General features: G+C 66.3%; 19 protein-coding genes. 6 read left to right on the top strand and 13 right to left on the bottom strand.

Going from position 1 to position 23,575, the window contains the following annotated elements; all coding sequences use genetic code 11:
- The first annotated feature begins 21 nt into the window (after nucleotides 1-21).
- Nucleotides 22-2,595, top strand: coding sequence for a bifunctional diguanylate cyclase/phosphodiesterase (locus PJ259_RS06755; RefSeq protein ID WP_271655230.1), 2,574 nt, complete (start codon nucleotides 22-24; stop codon nucleotides 2,593-2,595).
- Here the strand turns inward: PJ259_RS06755 and PJ259_RS06750 are convergent.
- The 7 genes from PJ259_RS06750 to cydP all read right to left on the bottom strand — a co-directional run bounded on the left by PJ259_RS06750 (nucleotide 2,563) and on the right by cydP (nucleotide 8,936).
- Nucleotides 2,563-3,213, bottom strand: a complete 651-nt coding sequence (locus PJ259_RS06750) for a LysE family translocator (protein WP_271655229.1) — start codon at nucleotides 3,211-3,213, stop codon at nucleotides 2,563-2,565. The two genes, PJ259_RS06755 and PJ259_RS06750, sit on opposite strands and share 33 nt — an antisense overlap.
- 181 nt (nucleotides 3,214-3,394) lie before the next feature.
- Complete coding sequence (locus tag PJ259_RS06745; RefSeq protein WP_059315295.1) at nucleotides 3,395-5,356, bottom strand: methyl-accepting chemotaxis protein; 1,962 nt, start codon at nucleotides 5,354-5,356, stop codon at nucleotides 3,395-3,397.
- Nucleotides 5,357-5,570: 214 nt separating this feature from the next.
- Entirely contained in the window at nucleotides 5,571-5,867 is a 297-nt protein-coding gene (locus PJ259_RS06740) for a cyd operon YbgE family protein (RefSeq protein WP_059315294.1), read from the bottom strand.
- Entirely contained in the window at nucleotides 5,854-5,970 is a 117-nt protein-coding gene (cydX, locus tag PJ259_RS06735; RefSeq protein WP_007158843.1) for a cytochrome bd-I oxidase subunit CydX, read from the bottom strand. Before cydX ends, PJ259_RS06740 begins: the two co-directional genes overlap by 14 nt.
- A 25-nt stretch (nucleotides 5,971-5,995) precedes the next feature.
- Nucleotides 5,996-7,135 carry a cytochrome d ubiquinol oxidase subunit II gene (gene cydB / locus PJ259_RS06730; protein ID WP_271655228.1) on the bottom strand — a complete coding sequence of 380 codons (1,140 nt, stop codon included), beginning with the start codon at nucleotides 7,133-7,135 and terminating at the stop codon, nucleotides 5,996-5,998.
- Between the two features lie 10 nt (nucleotides 7,136-7,145).
- A complete protein-coding gene (locus PJ259_RS06725) occupies nucleotides 7,146-8,759 on the bottom strand; it encodes a cytochrome ubiquinol oxidase subunit I (RefSeq protein WP_059315292.1) in 1,614 nt (537 codons plus the stop codon).
- A 33-nt stretch (nucleotides 8,760-8,792) separates the two neighbouring features.
- Nucleotides 8,793-8,936 carry a cytochrome oxidase putative small subunit CydP gene (gene cydP, locus PJ259_RS06720; protein WP_017641416.1) on the bottom strand — a complete coding sequence of 48 codons (144 nt, stop codon included), beginning with the start codon at nucleotides 8,934-8,936 and terminating at the stop codon, nucleotides 8,793-8,795.
- A gap of 260 nt (nucleotides 8,937-9,196) precedes the next feature.
- Between cydP and PJ259_RS06715 the strand changes: the two genes are divergently transcribed.
- Both PJ259_RS06715 and PJ259_RS06710 read left to right on the top strand, forming a co-directional pair.
- Nucleotides 9,197-9,457, top strand: coding sequence for a hypothetical protein (locus PJ259_RS06715; protein ID WP_271655227.1), 261 nt, complete (start codon nucleotides 9,197-9,199; stop codon nucleotides 9,455-9,457).
- 203 nt (nucleotides 9,458-9,660) lie between these two features.
- Nucleotides 9,661-10,575 carry a dipeptidase gene (locus PJ259_RS06710; RefSeq protein WP_271655226.1) on the top strand — a complete coding sequence of 305 codons (915 nt, stop codon included), beginning with the start codon at nucleotides 9,661-9,663 and terminating at the stop codon, nucleotides 10,573-10,575.
- A gap of 78 nt (nucleotides 10,576-10,653) precedes the next feature.
- On the opposite strand, the gene PJ259_RS06705 is transcribed toward PJ259_RS06710, so the two are convergent.
- The 6 genes from PJ259_RS06705 to PJ259_RS06680 all read right to left on the bottom strand — a co-directional run bounded on the left by PJ259_RS06705 (nucleotide 10,654) and on the right by PJ259_RS06680 (nucleotide 19,411).
- On the bottom strand, nucleotides 10,654-11,841 hold the full coding sequence (locus tag PJ259_RS06705) for an NAD(P)/FAD-dependent oxidoreductase (RefSeq protein WP_271655225.1): 1,188 nt from the start codon (nucleotides 11,839-11,841) through the stop codon (nucleotides 10,654-10,656).
- Between the two features lie 207 nt (nucleotides 11,842-12,048).
- The gene (locus tag PJ259_RS06700) at nucleotides 12,049-14,511 is read right to left on the bottom strand and encodes a PAS domain S-box protein (protein WP_271655224.1); all 2,463 of its coding nucleotides are present in this window, start codon (nucleotides 14,509-14,511) and stop codon (nucleotides 12,049-12,051) included.
- 219 nt (nucleotides 14,512-14,730) lie between these two features.
- Entirely contained in the window at nucleotides 14,731-16,188 is a 1,458-nt protein-coding gene (locus PJ259_RS06695; RefSeq protein WP_271655223.1) for an amidase, read from the bottom strand.
- 20 nt (nucleotides 16,189-16,208) lie between these two features.
- Nucleotides 16,209-17,426, bottom strand: coding sequence for an MFS transporter (locus tag PJ259_RS06690; protein WP_271655222.1), 1,218 nt, complete (start codon nucleotides 17,424-17,426; stop codon nucleotides 16,209-16,211).
- 10 nt (nucleotides 17,427-17,436) lie between these two features.
- On the bottom strand, nucleotides 17,437-18,363 hold the full coding sequence (locus PJ259_RS06685; RefSeq protein WP_271655221.1) for a SphA family protein: 927 nt from the start codon (nucleotides 18,361-18,363) through the stop codon (nucleotides 17,437-17,439).
- Nucleotides 18,364-18,418: 55 nt separating this feature from the next.
- Nucleotides 18,419-19,411, bottom strand: coding sequence for a helix-turn-helix domain-containing protein (locus tag PJ259_RS06680; RefSeq protein ID WP_271655220.1), 993 nt, complete (start codon nucleotides 19,409-19,411; stop codon nucleotides 18,419-18,421).
- 378 nt (nucleotides 19,412-19,789) lie between these two features.
- Between PJ259_RS06680 and PJ259_RS06675 the strand changes: the two genes are divergently transcribed.
- From PJ259_RS06675 to PJ259_RS06665, 3 genes are all read left to right on the top strand, one after another.
- Nucleotides 19,790-20,443, top strand: coding sequence for a sigma-70 family RNA polymerase sigma factor (locus PJ259_RS06675; protein WP_082696353.1), 654 nt, complete (start codon nucleotides 19,790-19,792; stop codon nucleotides 20,441-20,443).
- Entirely contained in the window at nucleotides 20,440-22,113 is a 1,674-nt protein-coding gene (locus PJ259_RS06670; protein ID WP_271655219.1) for a multidrug ABC transporter permease/ATP-binding protein, read from the top strand. Before PJ259_RS06675 ends, PJ259_RS06670 begins: the two co-directional genes overlap by 4 nt.
- A 146-nt stretch (nucleotides 22,114-22,259) precedes the next feature.
- Nucleotides 22,260-23,546 carry a lysine N(6)-hydroxylase/L-ornithine N(5)-oxygenase family protein gene (locus PJ259_RS06665; protein WP_271655218.1) on the top strand — a complete coding sequence of 429 codons (1,287 nt, stop codon included), beginning with the start codon at nucleotides 22,260-22,262 and terminating at the stop codon, nucleotides 23,544-23,546.
- Nucleotides 23,547-23,575: the final 29 nt, after the last annotated feature.

The following is a 23,575-nucleotide window of genomic DNA, read 5'->3' as shown; positions in this document are numbered from 1 at the left end:
CCGCTCCGACAGGTCACTGCCTTGCCTACCCAACTCAACCGTGTCGCCCGTCAGGCTTCCCTTGGTTTCTTCGCGCTGGTCACGCTCATCTTTGCCCTGGCGGGGTGGATGCTGTTCGACCTGTGCGCGCGCATCGACGCGCAGCAGCGCGAGCACAGCGAGGCGGACGCCCAGCGGGCGCTGGAAACGCGCCAGGACAAACTCGGTCGGGTCTTGACTGACTATTCGTTCTGGATGGAGGCCTATGCACGGACCAGCAGCAAGGTCGACGTGAACTGGGCCTATGAAGAAGACAACGTCGGGCCCTCGCTCTACAGCGACTATGGTGTGAATGGCGCCTTCATCCTGGCGCCCAACGGCATCACACGCTATGCGGTGGTCGGCGGCGGACGGAGCAAGATGCAGCTGGAGACCTGGCTGGGTGATGATCAGGCCAGGCTGCTGGCACTGGCCCGCGAGCGCTCGTCCAAGGATGGCTATGCCCAGGGCTATTTCCTGGTCGACGGCAAGCCAGCCAGTGTCATGGTCGCGGTCATCCGCCCGGATGCCACCTACCAGGACTTCAAGCGGCTATCCTACATGGTGTTCGTCGACATCCTGACGCCGGACAAGCTCGCGCAACTCGGGCAGGCCTTCGAATTGCACGGGCTGACCGCACAGCCGGGTGAGGTGCCCACCATCGAACAGCGGCCAACGCTGGTGGTGAGGTCCGATCCCGGGATCGCGGTGACCTTCAACTGGACCGTCCATGGCATGGGCCATCGGCTGCTGGCGCAGTTCCTGCCGCTGCTGGCGCTGATGTGCGGCCTGGCCTTGCTGCTGGTCTGGTACCTGCGCCGCCGGATCGCCCTGGCCGCCCGCCAGACCGACCTGGCCGAGGATGCCCTGAGGCACAGCGAGCAACGCTTTCGGACGGTCTCAGAGGCCTCGTCCGACTGGATCTGGGAGGCCGACGCCGAGCAGCAGCTGGTCTATCTCTCCGAGCGTTTCGTCGCCGTCACCGGCTTCAGCCGCGAGGACTGGCTGGGACGCCCCCTGCACGAATTGCTCGACTATTCGCCAAGCCAGGTCGACGAGGTAGCCAGGACCCCCTTGGCGGCCGGTCGCGTGCGTCGGCCCCTGCGGTGCGAGATGCATGACGCCCAGGGCAAGCTGAGATTCTGCCAGCTCTCGGCTCAGGCCATCGTCACCGGTGGTCTGCTGGCGGGCTTTCGCGGCACCGTGTGCGACGTCACCGAGGAGATCGAGGCCAAGGCGCGCATCGAACACATCAGCCAGCACGACGCCCTCACCGGGCTGGCCAACCGACACCAGCTGCACCGCTACCTGGCACAGCGCTTCGCCGAGGGCGTCAACGCCAGCCAGCCGCTGCATCTGCTGACCCTCGACCTGGACCGCTTCAAGCCGGTCAACGATTCCCTCGGCCACGGGGCCGGTGACAAGGTGCTGTGCCAGGTCTCCCGGGAATTGCGCGCCAGTGTGCGGGAGGATGATCTGGTCGCCCGCATCGGGGGCGACGAATTCGTGGTTGCCGTGAATGGCTGCCAGAGTGCCGAGCAGGTCAGCGTGCTCTGTAGCCGGATCCTGGACGGCATCGGCCGTACCATCCGCATCGACGAACATGACATCAACATCGGCGCGAGCATCGGCATCGCCACGGCACCCCAGGACGGCCACAGCGCCGAGGATCTGCTGCGCTACGCGGACATCGCCCTGTACGAAGCCAAGGCGGCGGGGCGCAATACTATGAGGTTCTATGAGCCCAGCATGAACCAGCGGATCCTGGAACGGCGCCAGCTGGAAACCGAATTACGCCAGGGGTTGCAGCGGCTGGAGTTCGAGCTGGATTTCCAGCCGCGCTTCGATGCCAGCAGCCAGCGACTGCTGGGCGCCGAGGCGCTGGTGCGCTGGAATCATCCGACCCGGGGGCGGTTGGCACCGGCGCAGTTCATCGGGGTGGCGGAGGAGACCGGTCTGATCCTGGGCCTTAGCGACTGGGTCCTGCGGGAAGCTTGCAGCCAGGCGGTGGCCTGGGCGCCGGACTTGATCGTGTCCATCAACCTGTCGCCGCTGGAGTTCCAACGCGACGACCTGGTGGCGCGGATCCGCACGGTCCTCGAATGCACCGGCATAGCACCCGAGCGGGTCGAGCTGGAGCTGACCGAGAACGTGCTGCTGGACGATGCCGACGGCGCGCTGGAGTTGATGAAGAAACTCAAGGATCTGGGCGTGCGGCTGTCGATGGACGACTTCGGCACCGGCTATTCCTCGCTGAGCTATCTGCGCACCTATCCCTTCGATTGCCTGAAGATCGACCGCAGCTTCGTCTCCAACATCGAGGTAAGTGAAAGCAACGCGGCCATCGTCGAGGCCATCGTCAGCATGGGACGGGCGCTCTCGCTCACGGTGGTGGCCGAGGGCATCGAGACCGCGGGCCAACTGGCGCGCATCGCCGATCTCAAGTGCGATCAGGCCCAGGGCTTTCACCTGCAGCGGCCGCTGTCCCAGGCGCGTTTCGCGGCGCTCAGGAGAGGGCAGTTGCAAGGGACGGACGAGTCACCCTCAGGCCCGCGCGCCGTATTCGCTGAGGAGTGAGCCCAGGCTCGCGCCCAGCAGCAGTATCGCGAACAACAGAAAGATCGCGCCAGCGATCTGGTTCAGGCGCGCAAGCCTGGTGCCTGTGCTCAGGCGGGTACTCAGCGCCGTCGCGATGCCCGCATAGCTGCAATGAATGACGAGGCTCAGGACGCAGAAGGTCGTCACCAGCAGCAACATCTGCGGCAGCACGGGCCGACTGGTCTGGATGAACGGTGGAAAGAGCGCCATGAAGAAGACGATCAGCTTGGGATTGGTGATGGACACCAGCAGCCCTTGCAGGAGTCGTCTTCCCGCGCTGGCTGTTCGCTGAGCATGATCGGGCACCTGGCCCTGGGGCGAAGGGGCGCGCAGCCGACTCACGCCCAGCCAGGCCAGGTAGAGCGCACCGATCAGCTGCAGGCCCAACAGCGCCCGGGGCGAGGCGCTGACCAGGGCGCCGAGCGCGGTGCTGGCCAGGCTGGCCAGCACCAGCATGCCCAGTACCACGCCGAGGATGCCCGGCAGGGCGCCCCGCAGCTGCAGGAGCAAGGCGTTGTTGATGGTCAGCAGGACGCCCGGACCGGGACTGGCGATGGTGAGACTGCTCAGCAGCAGATAGAGGGCGAAGGCGTCCATGGCATTCCCAGATAGTCTGGCGGCCGGTCCTCGGTTGGCCGGTTCCCGCTGCCAGGTCCTGAGACGTGACAACCCTCCCTAGTCTAGTGGAGCGATCGCCGGCGTTGCCATCCAGAGTGACGGCTTTCCAACCGTACAGAGGCGGATGGCAAGCCGCATGCGACTGTTTCCGGCCCGTGGATCACGCCACCCGGAAGCGCCCCACCAGGCCTTGCTGCTGCTCGGCCAGGCGCGCCAGTTCTCGACTGGTGACGGCGGTCTGCTCGGCGCCAGCGCTGACCTGGATCACCAGATCGTTGATGTCGTTGACGTTGCGGCTGATCTCTTCGGCGACCTGGCTCTGCTGTTCGGCGGCCGAAGCGACCTGGATGTTGCGGTCGTTGATGAGGGTGACGCCCTCGGCGATCTCGCCGAGCAGCTCGCCGGCGCGGACCACGTTGCTGGCGCCGGTCTGCACCTGGCTGAGGGTCTCCTGCATGGCCTGGGTGGCACGGTCGGAGCCGCTCTGCAGATGGCTGATCATCTGCTGGATGCTGCCGGTGGATTGCTGGGTCTTCTGCGCCAGGGAGCGTACTTCATCGGCCACCACGGCGAAGCCACGCCCGGCTTCACCGGCGCGGGCGGCCTCGATGGCGGCGTTGAGGGCCAGCAGGTTGGTCTGCTCGGCGATGCCGCGGATCACGTCCAGCACCGAGGAGATGGCGTCGCTTTCCTGCTTGAGCTCGGCGATGATCTCCGAGGTCCGCTCGGCCTGTACCGACAGTCCCTGCACCAGACCGATGGTGGCTTGCAATTCACGACGACCCTGGCTGGTGTTGGCCTCGACCTGCCGCGAGCCTTCGGCGGCTTCGGTGGTGCTGCGGGCGACGTCCTTGACCGTGGCGCTCATCTCGGCGATGGCGGTGGCGACCTGATCGGTGCCCAGGCGCTGCTGGGCGACGTTCTGGCTGGTCTGGATGGCGACCGCCGAGGCTTCTTCGGCGGCAGTGGCGACCTGCACGGTGGCGGCGCCGATCTCCTGGATCACCTGACCCAGCTCCTGGCTCATCAGGTTGAGATTGCCGGTGATGGTGCCGAACTCGTCCTTGCCCTGGTAGGCGCAGCGGGCGGTGAGGTCGCGGGTGGCCAGGCGGGTGAGGGTGCCGTTGACCTGCTCGACCGCCTGCTTGATGTTGCGAATGATTACCCAGGCCAGCGCCGAGACGGCTACCAGAACCAGCAGTACCAGGCCGAGGGTGATCCAGAGATCCCGGCTGGCCTTGGCACGGGCCTGTTCGGCCTGGGCGCCGACACTGGCGCCCAGGTCCGCCTCCACCTTGCCCATCAGGTCGATACGCTGGGTGGCCAGGTTGAACCAGTCCTCCGGCTTGACGCCCAGGGCATCGCCGAGGGGGACGGTGAAGGCCAGCTGTTGCAGGCGGCTGACTTCCATGGCGCTGGGCTGCTTGAAGGTGTCGTCGAGCTGACGGATGAATTCAGGCGTGGCCTTGCGCTGGAAGGCGTCGGCGTAGGCGGAGAATTCGCCCAGGTTGCGGGCGAAGCGCGACAGCAGGCCGGCATCGAAGCGATTCTGGTTGAAGGCCAGGCCCAGCAGTACGCGCTCGCGGCCGGCGCGTTCCTTCATCTCGACGAAGAGATTGAGGGCGCCCAGGGCGCGCAGGATCTCAGGATCATCGACACCCGCTTCGAGGGCATGGGTGTAGCCGATCAGCGCCTTGATCAGGTCGGTGTAGGCCGTGCCGGATTGGGTGCTGTTGAGCGCCAGGCCATCGACCTTGCTGCGCAGGTCACGCAGGCTGTCCAGGGCGCGCATGGCGGTCTGGATGGCGGCGTCGTTACCAGTGGCCAACGCACTTAGGTCCTTCTGGGCCTTATCGCTGTCTTCGCGGAAGGTCTTGAGCTTGTCCTGCATCGACTTGCCGCCACTGCCGAGGAACACGCCGCTGGCACCGCGCTCGCGCTGCAGGCTGGTGACCAAGGCACTGACGCGCTCGGCCGTGGCACTGGCGGTCACGGTGTGCTCCATGTTCTTGAGCGTTTCGTAGCGATCGGCGGTGTAGAGACCCGAGATCACCAGGAAGCCGGCCAGGGGCAGGAGCAGGATCAGCAGGAGTTTGGTACTGAGGGGGGCATTCCTGAGCATGGGTGAATTCTCTGATGCGGTCAGCTGGCGCGCCAGCGGCAAGGCAATGAGCCAGCGAAGGCGGGGTCGATTCCGGTTATGTCGGCAGCTAGAGGTGAAGATTTATAGTCAGCTTATTAAAGGCTTGAACGACGGGCGGGGAGGAGTGGATCCCGGCAGGGCGCGGGTAGCCAGAAAAGCGCCCGGGAAGTCCGGGCGCTTTTGTCAGGCTTCGTCAGCCGAGCTGCGCTCTGATGAGCAGGGCGTAACCCAGCCCCAGCAACGGCCAGCCCACCAGCGGCCCGAACACCAGGCGCCACAGCCAGAGCCGCGGCACGAAACCGACGCCGTGGACCAGGCCGGCGGAGACGCCAAGCATCACTCCCATCAGCAGCGGATGGCTGTAATGCCCGCTGGCATCGAGCATCAAGCCCGGGTGAATCATCAGCAGCAGCGCCAGGGGCGCCGCCAGCAGCAGGGACAGCGTCCGTCCTAGTGGGTGGACGCGGGGCAGGGCCTCAGCACTCGGCATCGTCATGGACGTCCAGCTCCCGGGTGCTTTCCAGCCAGAGGGCGTTGATGATGCCGAAGCTCGCGGCGAGCAGGACACCAAGGATCCAAGTGAAGTACCACATGAAGGAGTCTCCTTGAGATCGGTGATCAGTAGAGGCCGTGGGGGTTGGCGTCGATGAAGCGATCGTCGACCTTGCCCCACATGCGCACGTAGCTCCACAGGGTGTAGGCCAGGATGAGCGGCACGAAAATGGCCGCGGCGACGAACATGATGCCCAGCGTCTTGTGGCTGGAGACGGCGTCCCAGATGGTCAGGCTGGAAGCCGGGTCCAGGCTCGACGGCAGCACGAAGGGAAACAGCGCGCAGCCGGCGGTGGCGAGGGTGCCGACGATGGCCAGGGACGTACCGGTGAAGGCCAGGCCGGCCTGCCGCCAACTGCTGCCGAGCAGGGCCAGGACGCTGCCGAGTGCGGCCAGCACCGGGGCGAGCAGGGTCAGCGGCTGGGTATGGTAGTTGGCCAGCCAGCCCGGATTGCCGGCGGTCACCACCTTGTGCAGCGGATTCAGGGCGCTGCCCGGATCGCCCTGGCTGACCAGCACGTAGCCGTCGAAGCCGTAGGCCAGCCAGACACCGGCCAGACCGAAGGTGACGAGGTGGAGCAGGGCGCACAGGCCGGTGGCACGCCGGGCGCGCTCGCCCAGGGCGTGGTGGGTACGCAGCATCAGCCAGCTGCCGCCATGGGCGCAGAGCATAGCCAGGCTGACCGCGCCGCTGAGCAGGGCGAAGGGGTTGAGCAGAGCGAAAAAGCTGCCGCTGTAGGTGGATCTCAGGGTGTCGTCGAGTTGGAAGGGCACGCCCTGGAAAAGATTGCCGAAAGCCACGCCGAACACCAGGGCCGGCACCAGGCTGCCGGTGAACAGGCCCCAGTCCCAGGCGTTGCGCCAGCGGGTGTTGTCGAGCTTGCTGCGGTAGTCGAAACCCACCGGACGCAGGAACAAGGCGAAGAGCACCAGCAGCAGGGCCCAATAGAGCCCGGAGAAGGCGGTGGCATAGACCATCGGCCAGGCGGCGAAGAGGGCGCCACCGGCGGTGATGAACCAGACCTGGTTGCCGTCCCAGTGCGGCGCGATACTGTTGATGGCGGCGCGGCGTTCCTTGTCGGTCTTGCCGATCAGGGGCATCAGGATCATGGCGCCCATGTCGAAGCCGTCGGTTAGGGCGAAGCCGATCAGCAGGACGCCGATCAGCACCCACCAGGTGAGCTTGAGCACTTCGTAGTCGAACATGGCAGTCTCCTCAGGCGTTGGCCGGTGCAACGGGCTTGGCGGTGGCGGCCTGGCGCAGGGCGTCGCCGACCTGGGCAGCCCGTTCGTGGAAGTAGCGGCCGGTGTGCAGGCTGCTCGGGCCGAGGCGGGCGAAGCGGATCATCAGGTACATCTCCACGATCAGGAGCAGGGTGTAGAAGGTCACCAAGGCGCCGATGGAGCCCCACAGATCGGCCGGAGCCAGGGTCGAGGCCGACAGGTGGGTGGGCAGGACCTCGCTGATGGTCCAGGGCTGGCGACCGTGCTCGGCCACCCACCAACCGGTCTGGGTGGCGATCCAGGGCAGCGGCAGGCTGAACAGGGCCCACTTCAGCAGCCAGGGCTTCTTGAGCTCGTTGCGCCGGGTCGAGGCCCAGAAGGCGCAGATGAACAGCGCCAGCATCAGCACGCCACTGGCGACCATGATGCGGAAGGTCCAGAACAGGCTGGCGACGCCAGGGATGGTGTCCCGCGCGGCCTGGCGGACCTGCTCGGGGGTGGCCGTGGCGGGATCGTTAACGTATTTCTTCAACAGCAGGCCATAGCCCAGGTCCTGCTTGTGGGCGTCGAAGGCGGCGCGGGTGGCGGCGGAGTCGTCGCCGGCGCGCAGTCGCTCCAGCAGGGCGTAAGCCTGGGCGCCGTTGCGGACGCGGGCCTCGTATTGGCTGACCAGATCCTTGATGCCGGTGACCTGTTCGGTGGTGGAGCGGGTGGCGATCAGGCCCATCAGATAGGGGATCTTCACCGCGTAGTCGGTGCGCATCTCCTGTTGATTGGGGATGCCGAACAGGGTGAAGGAGGCCGGGGCTTCCTCGGTGTTCCACTCGGCTTCGATGGCGGCCAGCTTGACCTTCTGGACCTCGCCCACGCGATAGCCGGATTCGTCACCCAGCACGATCACCGAGATGACCGCGGCGGTACCGAAGGCGGCGGCCACGGCGAAGGAGCGCCGGGCGAAGCCGATGTCGCGGCCCTTGAGCAGGTAGTAGCTGGAGATGGCCAGCACGAAGATGGCGCCGGTGACGTAGCCCGAGGCCACGGTGTGGACGAACTTCACCTGGGCCACGGGGTTGAGCAGCAGGGCACCGAAGTCGGCCAGCTCCATGCGCATGGTCACGTAGTTGAACTCGGCGCCGACCGGGTTCTGCATCCAGCCGTTGGCCACTAGGATCCACAGCGCGGAGAGGTTCGAGCCCAGCGCCACCAGCCAGGTCACCAGCAGGTGCTGGCCCTTGGACAGGCGATCCCAGCCAAAGAAGAACAGCCCGATCAGGGTGGATTCGAGGAAGAAGGCCATCAGGCCCTCGATGGCCAGGGGCGCGCCGAAGATGTCGCCGACATAGTGTGAGTAGTAGGCCCAGTTGGTGCCAAACTGGAACTCCATGGTCAGGCCGGTGGTGACGCCCAGGGCGAAGTTGATGCCGAACAGCTTGCCCCAGAACTTGGTCATGTCCTTGTAGACCTGGCGGCCGGTCATCACATAGACCGATTCCATGATTCCCAGGATCACCACCAGCCCCAGGGTCAGGGGCACGAAGATGAAGTGATACAGCGCGGTCATGCCGAATTGCAGGCGTGACAGGTCCACGACGGATTCCGAGATCATCCCGGCAATCTCCTCAAGCTAAAGGAAGGGGTACTAGTCCAGCAGGTGGGCGCTGACCGCCTGGGTGGCGTCGGGCGGAACCGTGGGGGCGCTGAACCAGAGGCTCTTGATCACCATCAGCAGCGCCAGCTTGATCAGCAGGATGACCAAGAGTTCTTTGACCAGGCGTCCGTTCATGGCGACCTCGCGAGCCGTGGCGCCCCTCCAGGGCGGAGTGGCGGCTGCATGCAGGATGCGCCTGCTGGCCCTGGGCAAAACTGATCCAGATCAATTGGCCAGTGGCCATCGCCTGGGGCAGGTTGTCGCAGCCGTTCAGGTCGGGTTCAGAGGGGTTAAGACAGCGTTAAGACGCCAGGGCGCAAGGTAGCACCGTGACTGACGCCGGACCGCTTGCCGCGGTGACGCCAGCCCCCATGTTCAAGACAGGAGAATCCCCCATGAACGTCTTCAACAAGATGGCCGCACTCGCCCTGCTCAGCACCGCCAGCTATACCGCCATGGCCGCCGAGATCAACGAAAGACGCAGCCAGGCCGTGCCGCAGCCCAAGGTCGCGCAAACCGAAGTCGCACCGGTCCAGCAGGTAGCCAACGGCCGCTGGGACCGGGTGCTCGATCCCAAGGCCTATGGTCAGGCCTCGGTCCGCTACCGGGCCCGAAGCGTGGATCCGGCGCTGCTGCGGGGCGTCAGCCTCGGCTAGGCCGCCGCCGACGCGAAGTCGGGCCTACCTGGCGACGGGGTCTCCGTCGCCAGGCCGTCCTTTGAGTCTGCGTGCTATGGTGAGCCCCTCCGGAGACGTGGAGAGGGGAGAAGACCTTGGAGACGATGGCGCCCAGGCGCGAGCGACCTCTGCCGCTACGTTGGGAGGCCCATGCCTGCCTGCCCCTCGTACCGGGGCAGGACATGTCTGCCTTGGGTCGCTATCGCGACGCCGGCTTCCATCACGTGTCGATCAACGTCGGCATGGACATGACGCCGTTCACGACGGTGCTGCAAACCCTCGCCGGCTTCCGCGCCTGGCTCGCTCGGCATGACGCGCACTTCTGCCTCGCCGGCGAGGTGGCCGACCTCCACCGTGCACGCGAGCAAGGCAAGCTGGCCATTTCCTTCGATCTGGAAGGCTCGACCATGCTGCTCGACGACCCGGCGATGGTGGGTCTATACGCCTCTCTTGGGGTACGCCAGATGCTGCTCGCCTACAACCGCGACAACGCCTGCGCTGGCGGTTGCCATGGCGAGGGTGGCGGCCTGACGGCGCTGGGCCGAGCGATGGTGGCAGCCGGGAATGCAGCTGGCATCACCCTCGACTGTGCCCACGCGAGCGAGCGTGCCAGCCTCGAAATCATGGCGGTCTCGACGCAACCGGTGGTCTTCTCCCATACCAACATCAAGGCGCTCCACGATCATCCCCGGACGGTGAGCGACCGGCAGATCCAGGCCTGTGCCGAACAGGATGGCGTGATCGGCCTGACGGGACTGGGCATCTTTCTGGGTGATCCCGAGGCATCAGTGACCAGCTATATCCGCCAGATCGACTACCTGGCGGAACGGGTCGGGACCCGTCATATCGGCATCGGGCTCGATACCGAGTTGTGTCCTGACGACCATGACCTTCCTGCGGGAGTCGACGCTGAAGACTGGTGGCCAGCACGTCACTATGGACAGCCTCACGGTCATACCCAGCTGCAACCGGAGGCGCTACCCGAGCTCAGGCAGCAGCTGGCCGGCAGGGGTTACAGCGACGTCGATATCGATGCCATCCTGGGCGGTAATTTCCTGCGCATCGCAAGTCATACCTGGCCGTCTTCGGCTGCCTGAGTCCTTGCGTAGACGGCGGAACGTTCGGCGCGGCGGTGTGCCCAGCGCAGGCAAAGCACCTTCGTGGTGATCCCTGGGTTAGACGTATTGCGCCGCGGCGTAGCCCGAGGCCCAGGCCCACTGGAAGTTGAAGCCGCCCAGGTGGCCGGTGACATCCAGCACCTCGCCGATGAAGTACAGGCCAGGTGACTTGAGCGACTCCAGGGTCTTGGACGAGACCTCGCGGGTGTCGACGCCGCCCAGGGTGACCTCGGCGGTGCGATAGCCCTCGGTGCCCGCCGGGACCAGTCGCCAGTCGTGCAACCGCGCGGCGATGGCCTTGAGTTCTTCGGGGGTGTACTGCTTGAGCGGCCTGGACTGGAACCAGCTGTCGGCGAGCAGGGTGGCCATCTTCTTGGTGAACAGCTCGCCCAGCAGCGTCTTGAGTTCGCTGTTGGGGCGCGCCTGGCGCTGCTCGGCGAGCCACTGCGCCAGGTCGAGATGAGGCAGCAGGTCGATGCTGAGCGTATCGCCCGGTTGCCAGTAGGAGGAGATCTGCAGGATCGCCGGACCGCTGAGGCCGCGATGGGTGAACAGCAGATTCTCGACGAAGCTCTGGCCGTTGCAGCTTATCCGGCAGTCTTCCACCGCCGTGCCGGACAGGGCGCTGCAGAATTCCTTCAGCTGCGGATCGGTGACGGTGAAGGGCACCAGGCCGGCCCGGGTGGGCAGGAGCTGATGGCCGAACTGGCGCGCGACCTGATAGCCGAAGCCGGTGGCGCCCAGGGTCGGGATCGACAGGCCACCGGTGGCGATCACCAGGGACTCGCCACGCACCGTCCCCAGGCTGGTCTGCAGCTGGTAGCCACCCGGGTCGAGGCGGGCGATCTCCTGCACTGAGGTATCGAGGCGGATGTCGACGCCGCCCTGTTCGCACTCGTCCAGCAGCAGGGCGAGGATGTCGCTGGCCTTGTTGTCGCAGAACAGCTGGCCCAGCTTCTTCTCGTGGTACGGCACGCCATGCTTGGCCACCAGGGCGATGAAGTCCCACTGGGTGTAGCGGGCCAGCGCCGATTTGCAGAAGTGCGCATTCTGCGAGAGGAAGTTGGCGGGCTCGCAATAGAGATTGGTGAAGTTGCAGCGGCCACCGCCGGACATGAGGATCTTCTTGCCGGCCTTGTTGGCATGGTCGATTACCAGCACCCGGCGGCCGCGCGCGGCGGCGCTCAGGGCGCACATCAAACCTGCGGCGCCGGCACCGATGATGATGACCTGGGTATCGAACACGCTGAACTCCTCGCCTATTGACAGCGGGTCATTGGCCCGCGGCGGCGCATGTTACCCGATCGGTCGAGCCGGGTGGATGGCCGCCGTCGCGCCACCGGTCGCTACCTGGTCGCCGGAGCTGACCGGACAGGAAAGGCAAGGAACCCCGCCATGCCGCATCCGCCGCAGACGACACCGGGTGCGGCGGCGAGGTCTGCCTTGCGCGGGTCAACGGTGAGCCGCGGCGTCCTCGAGAATCTTCTGCAGGCGGCGCGACAGCTCTTCCACCGAATAGGGCTTGTGGATCAGCTCGAACCCCTGGGCGCCGTTGGTTGCCAGGACATGGCTGTAGCCGGAGGTCAGCAGGATGGGCAGGCTGCGATACAGCCGTCTGATTTCGATGGCGAGGGCGAGGCCGCCCATGCCAGGCATGACCACATCCGAAAAGACCACGTCGTAGTGCTCTGGCCTTTCCGCGAGCAGGATCAGGGCCGCCTCGGCGTTGGGGGCCAGGACGGGGTGATAGCCCAGATCCCGCAACGAGTCTGCCGCGAAGGTGCCGACGTCGGGATTGTCTTCCACCACCAGGACCGAGGTGCCTCGTCCATCGGCCACGGCCAGGGTTTCGTTCGTCGCCAGGGGCTGCATGGCACTGGTCGCCCGCGGCAGGTAGAGCTGAAAGGTGGTGCCGCGGCCGACTTCGCTCGCTACCCGGATTTCGCCGCCGGATTGCTTGATGAAGCCGAACACCTGACTCAGGCCCAGCCCCGTGCCCTGACCGACCCGCTTGGTGGTGAAGAAGGGTTCGAAGATCTGTGCGAGGTGCTCTCGGGCGATGCCGCTGCCGGTGTCGGTGATCGAGATGACTATCGCCGGAATCGCCAGGGCGGCGTGTGAGGGGCTCTCCGGAATCGCCTCGACCGTCGTGACGGCTATGGTCAGCTGGCCCGCGCCGTCCATGGCGTCGCGGGCATTGACCGCCATGTTCACCAGGGCGGTATCGAACTGGCCGGGGTCGGCGTAGACCAGGCAGGGATGATCGGGCAGATCGAGCGCGACGCTGATTCGCGAGCCCAGCAACGTCCCCAGCATGTCGTTCAGGGCCTGGACGTTCGAGCTTGCCGAAAATACCTCGGGGGTGAGCGCCTGGCGCCGGGCGAACGCCAGCAGCTGACCTGTCAACTTCGCCGCGCGGTCGATGGTGGTGGAAATCGCACCGATGTAGCGGTCGCGTCGCTCCTCGCTCAGGTTGGGTCGCTTGAGCAGGTCGCAGGACGACTTGATGACGGTCAGCAGGTTGTTGAAGTCATGGGCCACCCCGCCGGTGAGCTGACCGATGGCCTCCATCTTCTGCGATTGCCGCAGGGCATCCTCGGCCGTTGCCAGGTCCAGCGCCTGCTGCCGTTGGTGGGATACGTCGCGCACCGTGGCATAGATGAGGTCATCGCTGCGCACGGCATTCCAGGACAGCCAGCGATAGGAGCCGTCGCGACGGCGATAGCGGTTCTCGAAGCTGACCAGCGGCGTCCCCTGCTGCAGCTTCCAGAACGCCTGGCGGGTGCCCGTCAGGTCGTCGGTGTGGACGAGGGCCATCAGCGGCTGGGCCTTGAGTTCGCTGATCGTCCAGTCCAGGGTCACCACCCAGGCCGGGTTGAGGCTGAGGAAGAAGCCGTCGAGGCTCGCCACGCAGAGGGGATCGTTGGAGCACCTCCAGATCTGGTCACGCTCGGCGGTGCGCGCCGAAACCTGGCGTTCCAGGTCGTCATTGAGGGCGGAGATGGCCTCGGCCCGGGCCTGAAGCGCCTGATCCGCGAGGACACGCCTGCTGATGTCGCGCGAGATGCAGACGATCTTGGGGTGCCGGGTGCCCGCCACCTCGAAAGGCGAGCAGGACACCTCCCACCAACGCGGCTCCCCCTGGGAGGTCGGGCAGAAGCCCTCGACCCGGGTCGCCTGCCCCTGGCCGGCCTGTTCGACGGCCTGGCGGATCTTCCAACGTTCGTCTTCTGGCCATAGCGCGGCATATTCCTGCCCCAGGACCTGATCCTCGGTGTGGAGCTGGATGAGTTCCAGGCCCTGGGCGTTGACGAATTCGATGTGGCCATCGGTGGACAGCACCTTCACGCAGTCCAGGCTGGCCTTGAGCAGACTGCGGGAGAAGGCCTCGCTGTGCAGCACGTTGCGCGCCGCGACGAAGCGCCGCTGCGCCGCGATCTCCAGCGCGATCATGCTGGCGAACAGCTCGAAGCTCGTGAGGACTTCGGGGCGACTCGGTCGGGCGGGTTCGGGGTCTATGGCGCACAGGGTGCCGAAGAAGGATCCGTCGTCCAGCACGATGGGGACGGAAATGTAGCTGCGGAAACCATACTGCCGGGGCGTGTGGTGGTCGCGGTAAAGCGCATCCTGCTGTACGTCATCGATCACCACGGGCTGGCGGCGGTCGCGGATCTCATCGCAGATCGTCGACTTGACCACCAGCTCCCCGCCAGGCGCGAGACCGAAATTGATGTGGTCGAGGGTGCTGCAGGCGATCCAGCGGTCATCGGTCACCCGGGCGACGGCCGAGAAGCCCATGCCGGTCAGCTGGCATATCACTGCCAGAATCCTGGGTACAGCGGCGATCTCGGCGACGAGATCGAGGTCGTCGGCGAGGACGTACGAAGGAATCGGGGTCGAGGTCAGGGAGCTCATCGGGCCACTCGTACGTTGCCCCGCCCAGACAGCAGGGAAAATGGCGAGCGACAGGCGGGCGCCTTCAGGCCGAGCACTGGAAGCGTCCGTCGCGCGCCGTGCCCGGCCAGTATAACGACCCGCGAAGCGAAGCGGGCGATAGGATTATCACTGCAATGTGATGCCCATCGCCCGCTTCTTATGCACTCCGCTGTACGTCTGTCCTGCCGCTCCCAGACTTCAAGCCGGTCGCAGGATCCCGCACAGCGGCGGCCGCCGTCCGGCCCAGGGCTGGGCGCGCTCCAGCTGGGCGGCCAGGGCCAGCAGGGTACCTTCCTCGCCAAAGCGCGCGGCGAAATGGCTGCCCAGGGGCAGGCCATTGGCGGTCCACCACAGGGGCACCGACATGGCCGGCTGGCCGCTGGCGTTGAACAGGGCGGTGAAGGGGGAATAGCTGTGGAAGGCGGCGATGGCCTCGGCCAGCGGGCGTTCCTCGTGCCCGCCGTCCAGCTCGCCCAGGCGTGGCGGCTCGCGGGTCAGGGTAGGGGTGAGAATCAGATCATAGTCGGTGAGAAAGCGCGCCAGGGTCCGACCCAGGGCATGCAGGCCCTCCACCGCGGCGGCATAGCGATGGGCCGGAATGTCGCCCCGCTCGCGCAGGATCACCCGCGTGCGGGCATCCAGCTCCTCGTCGCTGACCGGCGCGCCGCGCAGGGCGCCAAGGACCTGCAGGTAGTGGCGGGTGCTGGGGCCGATGATGTCGAAGACCTGGTCGAGAAAGCCTGGCAGATCCACCGGCAGGGTCGCCGGCTCGACGTGGTGGCCGAGGCTTTCGCACAGCCGGGCGGTGTGGCGCACCGCGGCCAGGGCGTCGGGTCCGCTTGGCCAGGGCGCCAGGTGCTCGACCAGGGCGATGCGCAGGGGGCGCGGATCGCGCTCCAGCAGGTTGGCGAAGGGGACGTCGTGGGCCGGTGCGGCATAGGGCGCGCCGAGATCGGCACCGGCGGTGGCATCCAGCAGCAGGGCGTTGTCGCGTACCGACAGGCTCATGGCATGGGGTGTGCCCATACCGGCCCAGCCCTCACCGACCATGGGCCCGGAAGGCATCCGGCCACGGCTGGGCTTGAGGCCGAAGATGCCGCAGCAGGACGCCGGCACCCGCAGCGAGCCACCGCCGTCGTTGCCATGGGCGAAGGGCACCACCCGCGCGGCGACCAGGGCTGCCGTGCCGCCACTCGATCCCCCGGCACTGTGGGCGCGATTCCAGGGATTGGCGGTGGCGCCGAAGCGGCGGGACTCGGTGCTGTAGGAGGTGCCGAATTCCGGTGAGGTGGTGGTGCCGACGAACAGGCAACCGGCCTGGCGCAGGCGGGTCACCAGTTCGCAGTCGAAATCCGGTCGGGCCTCGCCCAGGGCCAGGGAGCCATTGGTCATGCGGGCACCGGCCAGCGGGGTGAAAAGATCCTTGACCAGGGTCGGTACCCCGGCGAAGGGTGCCGACAGGTCGAGCGGTGCCTTGGCGGCCGCACGGGCCTGGTCGTATAGCCGTTCGCTCACGGCATTGAGGCCGGGCTCCACGGTGTCCAGGCGGTCGATGACGGCTTCGAGCAATTCGCTGGCAGTGATTTCTTTTTGTCGCAGCAGCGTTGCCAGGCCGTGGCCATCTTGGGTGTCCAGCAGGGGTTGCAGGCTATGCATGGAAGATCCTCGAGCAGAATTCAGGAAGAGCGCGACGGGGTCGGCAGGGCGGCCTTGCGCCGCAGCAGGCCGACGGCGGCCCAGGCGAGTGCGGCGACCAGGGCGGCGCTGGCCAGGGCGCGGATGGCCAGATGCAGATCGCCGGCAAAGGGCAGGATCACGGCGACCACCAGGGGGCTGGCGAACTGGCCCAGGTAGAGGCAGCCGGTGTAGCCACCCATGCCGCGACCCCGTGCCCGGGCGCTCAGGGCGCCCATCACCGGTGCCATGGTGTTGGGCACCAGCATGCCGACGCCGAGACCATGCACCGTCACCGCAACCAGCACGGCTTCATAGCTGCGGGCGTTCACCAGCAGCCAGAGGCCAATGCCCATGCTGGCCAGCAGCACGGCGTTGCAGCCGGCCAAGCCCCACCAGCGACGCAGCAGCGGCCACAGCAACGGCCCGCCCAGGGTCGCCAGCAGCCCCAGGCCCGCCGAGGCGCCGATCAGGGTGCTGGAGGTGATGCCCAGCTGCACCAGCAGCAGCGGACTCTGGATAGGCACCACCACGCTGAGCACCATGCCGGCGAAGACCAGCAGGTAATTGACGATCAGGGGCAGCGGCGCACTGTGCTGGGGGCCTTCGTCGGCGCCGATGGTGACCTTGGCGCGGACCGGTTCCCACAGCAGCCTCAGCATGAAGGGCACCAGCAGCAGCGGCAGCAGATAGAGGTAGAAGGGCGTGCGCCAGGAGTGCTCGCCCAGGGCGCCGCCGACCACATAGAACAGCGAGCCCACCAGGCTGATGGCAATGACCTGGCCGTTGACGTAGGCCAGGCGCTTGCTGCCCTGCCAGTAGTCGGCGATCAGGGTCACGCAACAGGTCATCACCGCCGCCTCGGCCAGGCCGAAGACCAGGCGGGTGAGGGTAATGGCCGGTAGCGACTGCAGCAGCGCCGGCAGCATGCCGAGCAGGGCGTAGCAGAACGTCGCCAGGATCAGCAGGCGCTTGCGACCCAGGCGGTCGGCCAGCCAGCCGGCCAGGGGTGCGAAAAGCGCGATGGCCAGGGCGGGACCGGTCATCGCCAGGGGGATCAGCAGATCGGCGCGGGGTTCGATGGGGCCGAATTCGGCGCCCAGCTTGGGAATGATCGGGGCGACCATCACCGAACCCATGATGGTCAGGCTACTGCCGAGCAGGAGCACGGCGCCCTGGCGCCGGCCGGCCGTGGGGCTGGAGGAGGCTGTGAGTGTCATGCGCGATTCCTCAGAAGCTGTGGGAGAGCCGCACGGCGAGGGTGTAGCCCTCGGCGCGGTTGCGGGCGTCGATGTCCTTGTAGAGGTGCACCCAGACCGGCGGCAGGCCAGGCTTGAAGAAGCTCAGCGCCGGGCCCAGCGCCAGTACCCGGGCACGATTGCCGCGGCTGAGGCCAGGGGCGTCGTCGTCGGTGAGCTGGCGGTAGTAGTAGCCGCCCAGGCCCGCGGTCCAGGGGCCGAAGTGCTGACCCACGGCGAATTCGTGGCGGTATTCCGTGCCGCTGCGGTAGTCGGTGGCGTGGTTGCGGCTGTTGAAATCGGCCTGGAAGCTGGACGACACCTCGAAGCCCGAATCGGTGATGTAGCTCAGGTTGAGCATCGGCGAGACGGTCCAGTGGTTGGTGCCCGGATTGACCAGCCGATTCTTGTCATAGTCACCGGTGGGCGCCTGCACCTGGAACCAGAAGTTCACCCCCAGGTTGCGCGAGGGCTCCCACTGCAGGATCAGCGGAATCACCTGGAAATCGGCCTGACGGAAGAGGTCGGCGCTGTCGGAAAACACCGGGACGCCGTTGGCCTTGATGGTGAGGTCCGCGTCCATCTTGAAGAAGGGTGCCACCCCGCCGAAGCCGTAGCGGGCGCCGAGCACCCGGGTATCGGTCATTTTCAGGTAGGCCAGGCCCAGGGACAGGACATCGATGGAAAAGTCGTTGCCGTTGTCGCGGCCATGACTGTCGCGGATGGACGTAGCCCGGTAGTAGTTGGCACGCAGGCCAAGGGTGCCGTGGGGCGTGGGCGGCGGGGTGAAGCCGGCGCCGAAGTTGTAGACACCGAAGGCGGTGGTGGGGGAGCCGTTCTCGGTGGCAAGGCTTGCTGCGGTCATCCCCAGGGCGGCGAGGCCGACGGCGAGGACGTGAAACGGACGGGTAACGTTCATGGAGTTCCCTCTTCTTATTGGCCAGTCGAGCCTGAGGGAAAGCCGTTACCCGCCGTTAGCCAGATTCAGCATTTCTGCGCGGCAGGCGCTGGGCTGCTTCCTTGAGGGTGGCGGAGGGCAGTTGCCCGAACAGCGCCTGGTAGTCGCGGGCGAAGCGGCTGAGGTGGCAGAAGCCCCACTGGGCGGCGACGTCCTGCACCGATTCGCCTTCGCCCCGGCGCAGGGCGCGGTGCGCCGCATTGAGGCGCAGGGTGCGCAGGTAGGCGACCGGGTTGATGCCCAGGGTCTCCTGGAAGCAGTACTGCAGCTTGCGGCGGCTGGCACCAACGCGATTGCACAGCTCCAGGATGCTGGGCGGCTGGTCAGGATGGGCCAGGGCGTATTCCCGCGCCCGCCGCACCATGCGCAATCGCGCGCTGGGCGCCAGCTCGTGGGGTTCGCTGGTGTCGAGCAGATCGAGCAGGTGCATCAGCACGGTGTCGCGCAGGGCGGCGCGGGCACGCGGGTGGGCCAGCCAGGTCTGGATCTCCGCTTCCGGGGCGAAGAGTTCATGAGCCAGGGCGGCCAGCTCCCCATGGGCACAGCCGGTAGAGAGGCGATAGCAGCCGGACAGGTCGCGCACGTCGAGCGCGCTGTGCTGGCAGGCCAGCAGGCGCGCCATCTCGGCTTCCTGCAGATTGATGCAGAGCAGATCGAGATTGGCCGGAGTACGCAGCTCCGGCAGATTGTCGCCACGCGCCACCAGCAGCTGGGCCTCGTGCAGGGTATGGCCGCCGCAGTGCAGGGCGCCCGCGTCACGCATGGGCAGGCTGAAGGTCAGGGTGTCCCCCTGGGCCTCGCCGCTCTTGAGCATGGCCTGGTTGGAGCGATCCCGCAGCAGGCTGAGGTCGTCCAGCCAGAGGTCGCTGAGCTCGCCTTGAAAACGACCCGACGACAGCTGATCGTATTGCATGTGCCAGCCCTCGACGCAGAGCGCATGCTCGTCGATGTCACCGGTATACCGATGCCGGACGTGCGGCGGTAACGCAACGGAGCCGTCTTGGTGCATTTAGGAAACCTTTTGGGTAGCAAAGGGCCGGTAGGCGAGGGACTACAAGTTTCGTACCTCAAGGCAGGGTTTAGCGGCAAAGGTGCCAATTTTGGCTAGTGCGGAGCGGGGAGGGGGCGCTGTGGTCGGGTGGATCATGACGTGACTCGCTCCCTGGCCGTGGCCCGTGACGAGCGGGTATTGCCGCCTGGGCGACCAGCCCTAGCCATAGGCGGGCTGCTCGGATGCCTCCTGAACCTGCCTGGCACGGACCTGCTGGGGGATTCTCGCATCGCACGATTCTCCAGGCTGCGCGCTTTCCAGAAACGTTAAGTTTGTCCGTTGTTGTGAGAATGCTTATCAATTAGAGTCGGCATTCCTTTGCTACCGGATGCAGAAATGCTATCGCCTCTCGCGCCGTCTCAGCCCTCCTGCCAGCCCCGGCCCTCTCTCGACGCGCTCACGCAGTCGGCCGCCTTGGCCTCCCCGGTGAAGCCGGCGGAGGAGAGGGCGGCTGATCGTGCTTCAGCTCTGGGACGGCTATTCGATCATCATCATTACGGACTCCTCAATACGGCAACGCGATTACTCGGGTGTCGAAAGCGGGCCGAGGACGTGGTGCAGGAGGCCTTTCTCAAGGTCTGGGAGCGCCGAGACTCCCAAGCTGTCGTGGAGCCGTCACGCTATCTGTATCGGGTTGTCCAGAATCTGGCCGTGGACCAGCTCCGCCGCAAGAAGCTCGAGGAGCGCTGGTTCGTCAGCCCCGACGAGCAGGATGAAGGCGTGGCCAGCGATCACTCCGCCGAGCGAGTCGTTCAGGCCCGGGAAGAAATCGGGCTGGTGGTGCGCGCCTTGCGCCAGCTGCCGGCGCGCACCCAGGACGTGATCACGCTCTGCCGGGTCGAGGGCCTGACCCAAAGGGACGTCGCCCGGCGTATCGGTGCCTCACCCGCGCTGGTCAATTTTCTTCTGCAGGACGCCACCCTGCACTGTCGCAATTCCCTGACCGGCAGCTGTGCTGCCCGCAACTGTCCCACGCGAGGTCGTGCATGACGCTCATTCGCCTCATCCTGCGCTATCGGCCCCTGGCGACGATCTTGGTGCTATTACTCAGCCTGGGAGGTGCCTTGCTCAGCGTCGGGGTGATCGCCTTCATCAACTGGCGACTGGTCACGCCCCAGGCCGCCTTGACCGAGGCGCTGCTGCAGTTTCTCGGGCTGCTCCTGCTGTTGCTGATCCTGGCGGCCGGTGCCCAGGTGGCGCTTACCGCCTTGGGCCACAGCTTTGTCTACGATCTGCGGCGGCAGGTGGTGAAGCGGGTGCTGGATACCGACATAGAGCGGCTTGAAACGGTCGGCGGGCCCGCCATCCTGGCCAGTCTGTCCAGTGACCTGCGCAACCTGACCCTGGCCTTCGTGCAACTGCCGGGGCTGCTCTACGGCGCGGTGTTGAGCCTGGCGGCTTTCCTCTATCTGGCGTGGCTGTCCTGGTCGCTGTTTCTCGTGACGCTCGCCTGGATGACGGTGACCCTGGGCCTGGGCTGGCTGCTCGTGTCCCGGCTCAACCGTCACCTGCACCTACTGCGCGATGCCGAGAATCGCCTCTATGAGGACTACCAGGCGCTGATCGAGGGGCGCAAGGAACTGGCGTTGAACCGCGCGCGCGCGCAGCGCTTCTTCGAAGAGGATTTCCAGGCCAACGCCGGTGCCTACCGCGATCACGTCACCCTGGCGGATCGGTACAACGCCATGGCCAGCAACTGGGCCAACACCATGGTCCTGGGTACCATCGGTCTGGCGTTCTACCTGGCCAACGGGCTGGGCTGGGCCAGCAGTGAGGTAGCGGCCACCTATGCTCTGACCATCCTCTTTCTGCGTACGCCACTGGTGATGGCCGTGGCCGCGCTACCGCCGCTGATGGCCGGACGGGTGGCGCTGGAGCGGGTGGAGGCCCTGACCCTGGCCCCGGTCGCGACCGGCTCCGTCGAGCCGACGCAGCCCTTCGCCACGGACTGGGAGCACCTGGAGTTGCGGGGCGTCGAGTATCGCTATCCGCCCCAGGATGATGAACAAGGCTTCGACGTGGGCCCGCTGGATCTCACACTCAGACGGGGGGAAACGGTGTTCCTCATGGGCGGCAACGGCAGTGGCAAGTCGACCCTGGCGCGCCTGCTGACCGGTCTGTACCGCCCGCAACAGGGTTCGCTGGCAGTCGATGGCAAGAGCGTGGAAGCCGCTGATTGGACCGCCTACCGGCAGATGTTCGCCTCCGTCTTCACCGATTTTCACCTGTTCGACCGCCTGCTGGGCCCTGCGGGGGCGACGGCGGCTGGGACCGAGGTAGAGGCATGGCTCCGGCGCCTGCACCTGGGGCGGAAGGTCCGGGTGGCGGAAGGGCGGCTGGTGGATACCCGCCTGTCCCAGGGACAGCGCAAGCGGCTGGCCCTGCTGCTGGCGATGCTGGAGGGGCGCAGCATCGTCCTGCTGGATGAATGGGCCGCTGACCAGGATCCGCTGTTTCGCCAGCTGTTCTACCGAGAGTTGTTGCCGCAGATGAAGGCCGCGGGGCTGACGGTATTCGCCATCACCCATGACGACGCCTATTTCGATCAGGCTGATCGCCTATTGAAGATGGAGAGCGGTCGCCTGGTGGAGCTGGTGGGCGTACAGCGCGAGCGGGCCAGTCGCGATGCCTTGCGCGAGATCGCCGGCCGCCCTGGCTAGCGGTTGTGAACGGGTACCGATCCGGGGATCGATTGGCAAAAAAGGCCTGAACAAGCGAGCAGGCCATTCGTCGATGAGGTGAGAATGATTGTCAATCGTGCTTTGGGCGGTTGGCGATCCCACCCGGTTATCGACGAGAGGTTCGCATGGAACAGGTCCACGACTATATCGGCATCGGCTTCGGGCCCTCCAACCTGGCACTGGCCATCGCCGCGGACGAGCAGGCGTGCGGACGCCAACCCCAGGGGTGCTTCATCGAGCGCAAGCCGGCGTTCAGCTGGCACGAAGGCATGCTCCTCGACGGCGCCACGATGCAGATTTCCTTTCTCAAAGACCTGGCGACCCTGCGCAATCCCGCCAGCCGCTTCACCTTTGTCAACTACCTGAAGGAGCGCGGCCGGCTGGAGGATTTCATCAACCTCAAGACCTTCTTTCCCAGCCGCGAGGAATACAACGACTACCTGGGCTGGGCAGCCGCGGCCTTTGCCGAGCAGGTGCACTATGGCGAGGAGGTGGTGGCGGTGGAGCCCTGGTATCGCGAAGGTATCCTGGCCGCCGTTCAGGTGGTGTCCCGTGACCAGCAGGGCAGGCTGCAACGCCGCCTGGGCCGCAACCTGATCCTCGGCATCGGAGGCACACCGCAGCTACCGGCGGCGTTCACCACGCTGAACGATCCGCGGGTCCTGCATTCCTCGGCCTATCGCGGTCGCATCGAGACGCTGCTGGCCGATCCGCTGCAGCCACGCCGAGTGGCGGTGATCGGTGGTGGCCAGAGCGCCGCCGAAATCTTTCAAGACCTGACGCAACGGTTTCCGCAGGTCGAGGCATCGTTGATCCTGCGGGGCGGGGCACTCAAGCCATCCGACGACAGTCCCTTCGTCAACGAGATCTTCAACCCGTCCTTTACCGACCGGATCTATGCGCAGTCACCGGAGCGGCGTGAGCGGCTGTCCGCCGAGTACCGCAATACCAACTATTCGGTAGTGGACCTGGAACTGATCGAGAACCTCTACCAGTTGTTCTACCTGCAGAAGCTGCGTGGCCATGAGCGTCACCGTCTGCTTTGCGAGCGCTCCGTGGAAGCCTGCCGGCCCCTCGACCAGGGGGTGGAGGTGGAACTGGAAGGGCGAGTGGATGGCGTGCGCCATACCCTGAGCTTCGATGTGGTGATCCTGGCCACGGGATATCGCCGTGACTATCACCAGCATCTGCTGGCCGGCCTTCGCGAGCACCTCGAGGACGGCGATCCTGACCGTCACTACCGGCTGCCGCTGGCCGCGGGCGGCGCCGTGCAGGTGTTCCTGCAAGGTGGCTGCGAGGTGAGCCACGGTCTCTCCGACACCTTGCTGTCGGTATTGGCGATTCGCTCCGAAGAGCTCGTCAAGGCCATGGCCCTGTCCAGCGCGACACCGATGGCCATGCGTTCCGCCTGAACCACCAGCCACCTCTCTCTTCTCGGGGC

It is taken from the genome of Pseudomonas sp. JBR1 (assembly GCF_028198185.1).
Taxonomy (GTDB): Bacteria; Pseudomonadota; Gammaproteobacteria; order Pseudomonadales; family Pseudomonadaceae; genus Chryseomonas; species Chryseomonas oryzihabitans_E.
This window is presented reverse-complemented; position numbering and strand designations above follow the sequence as displayed.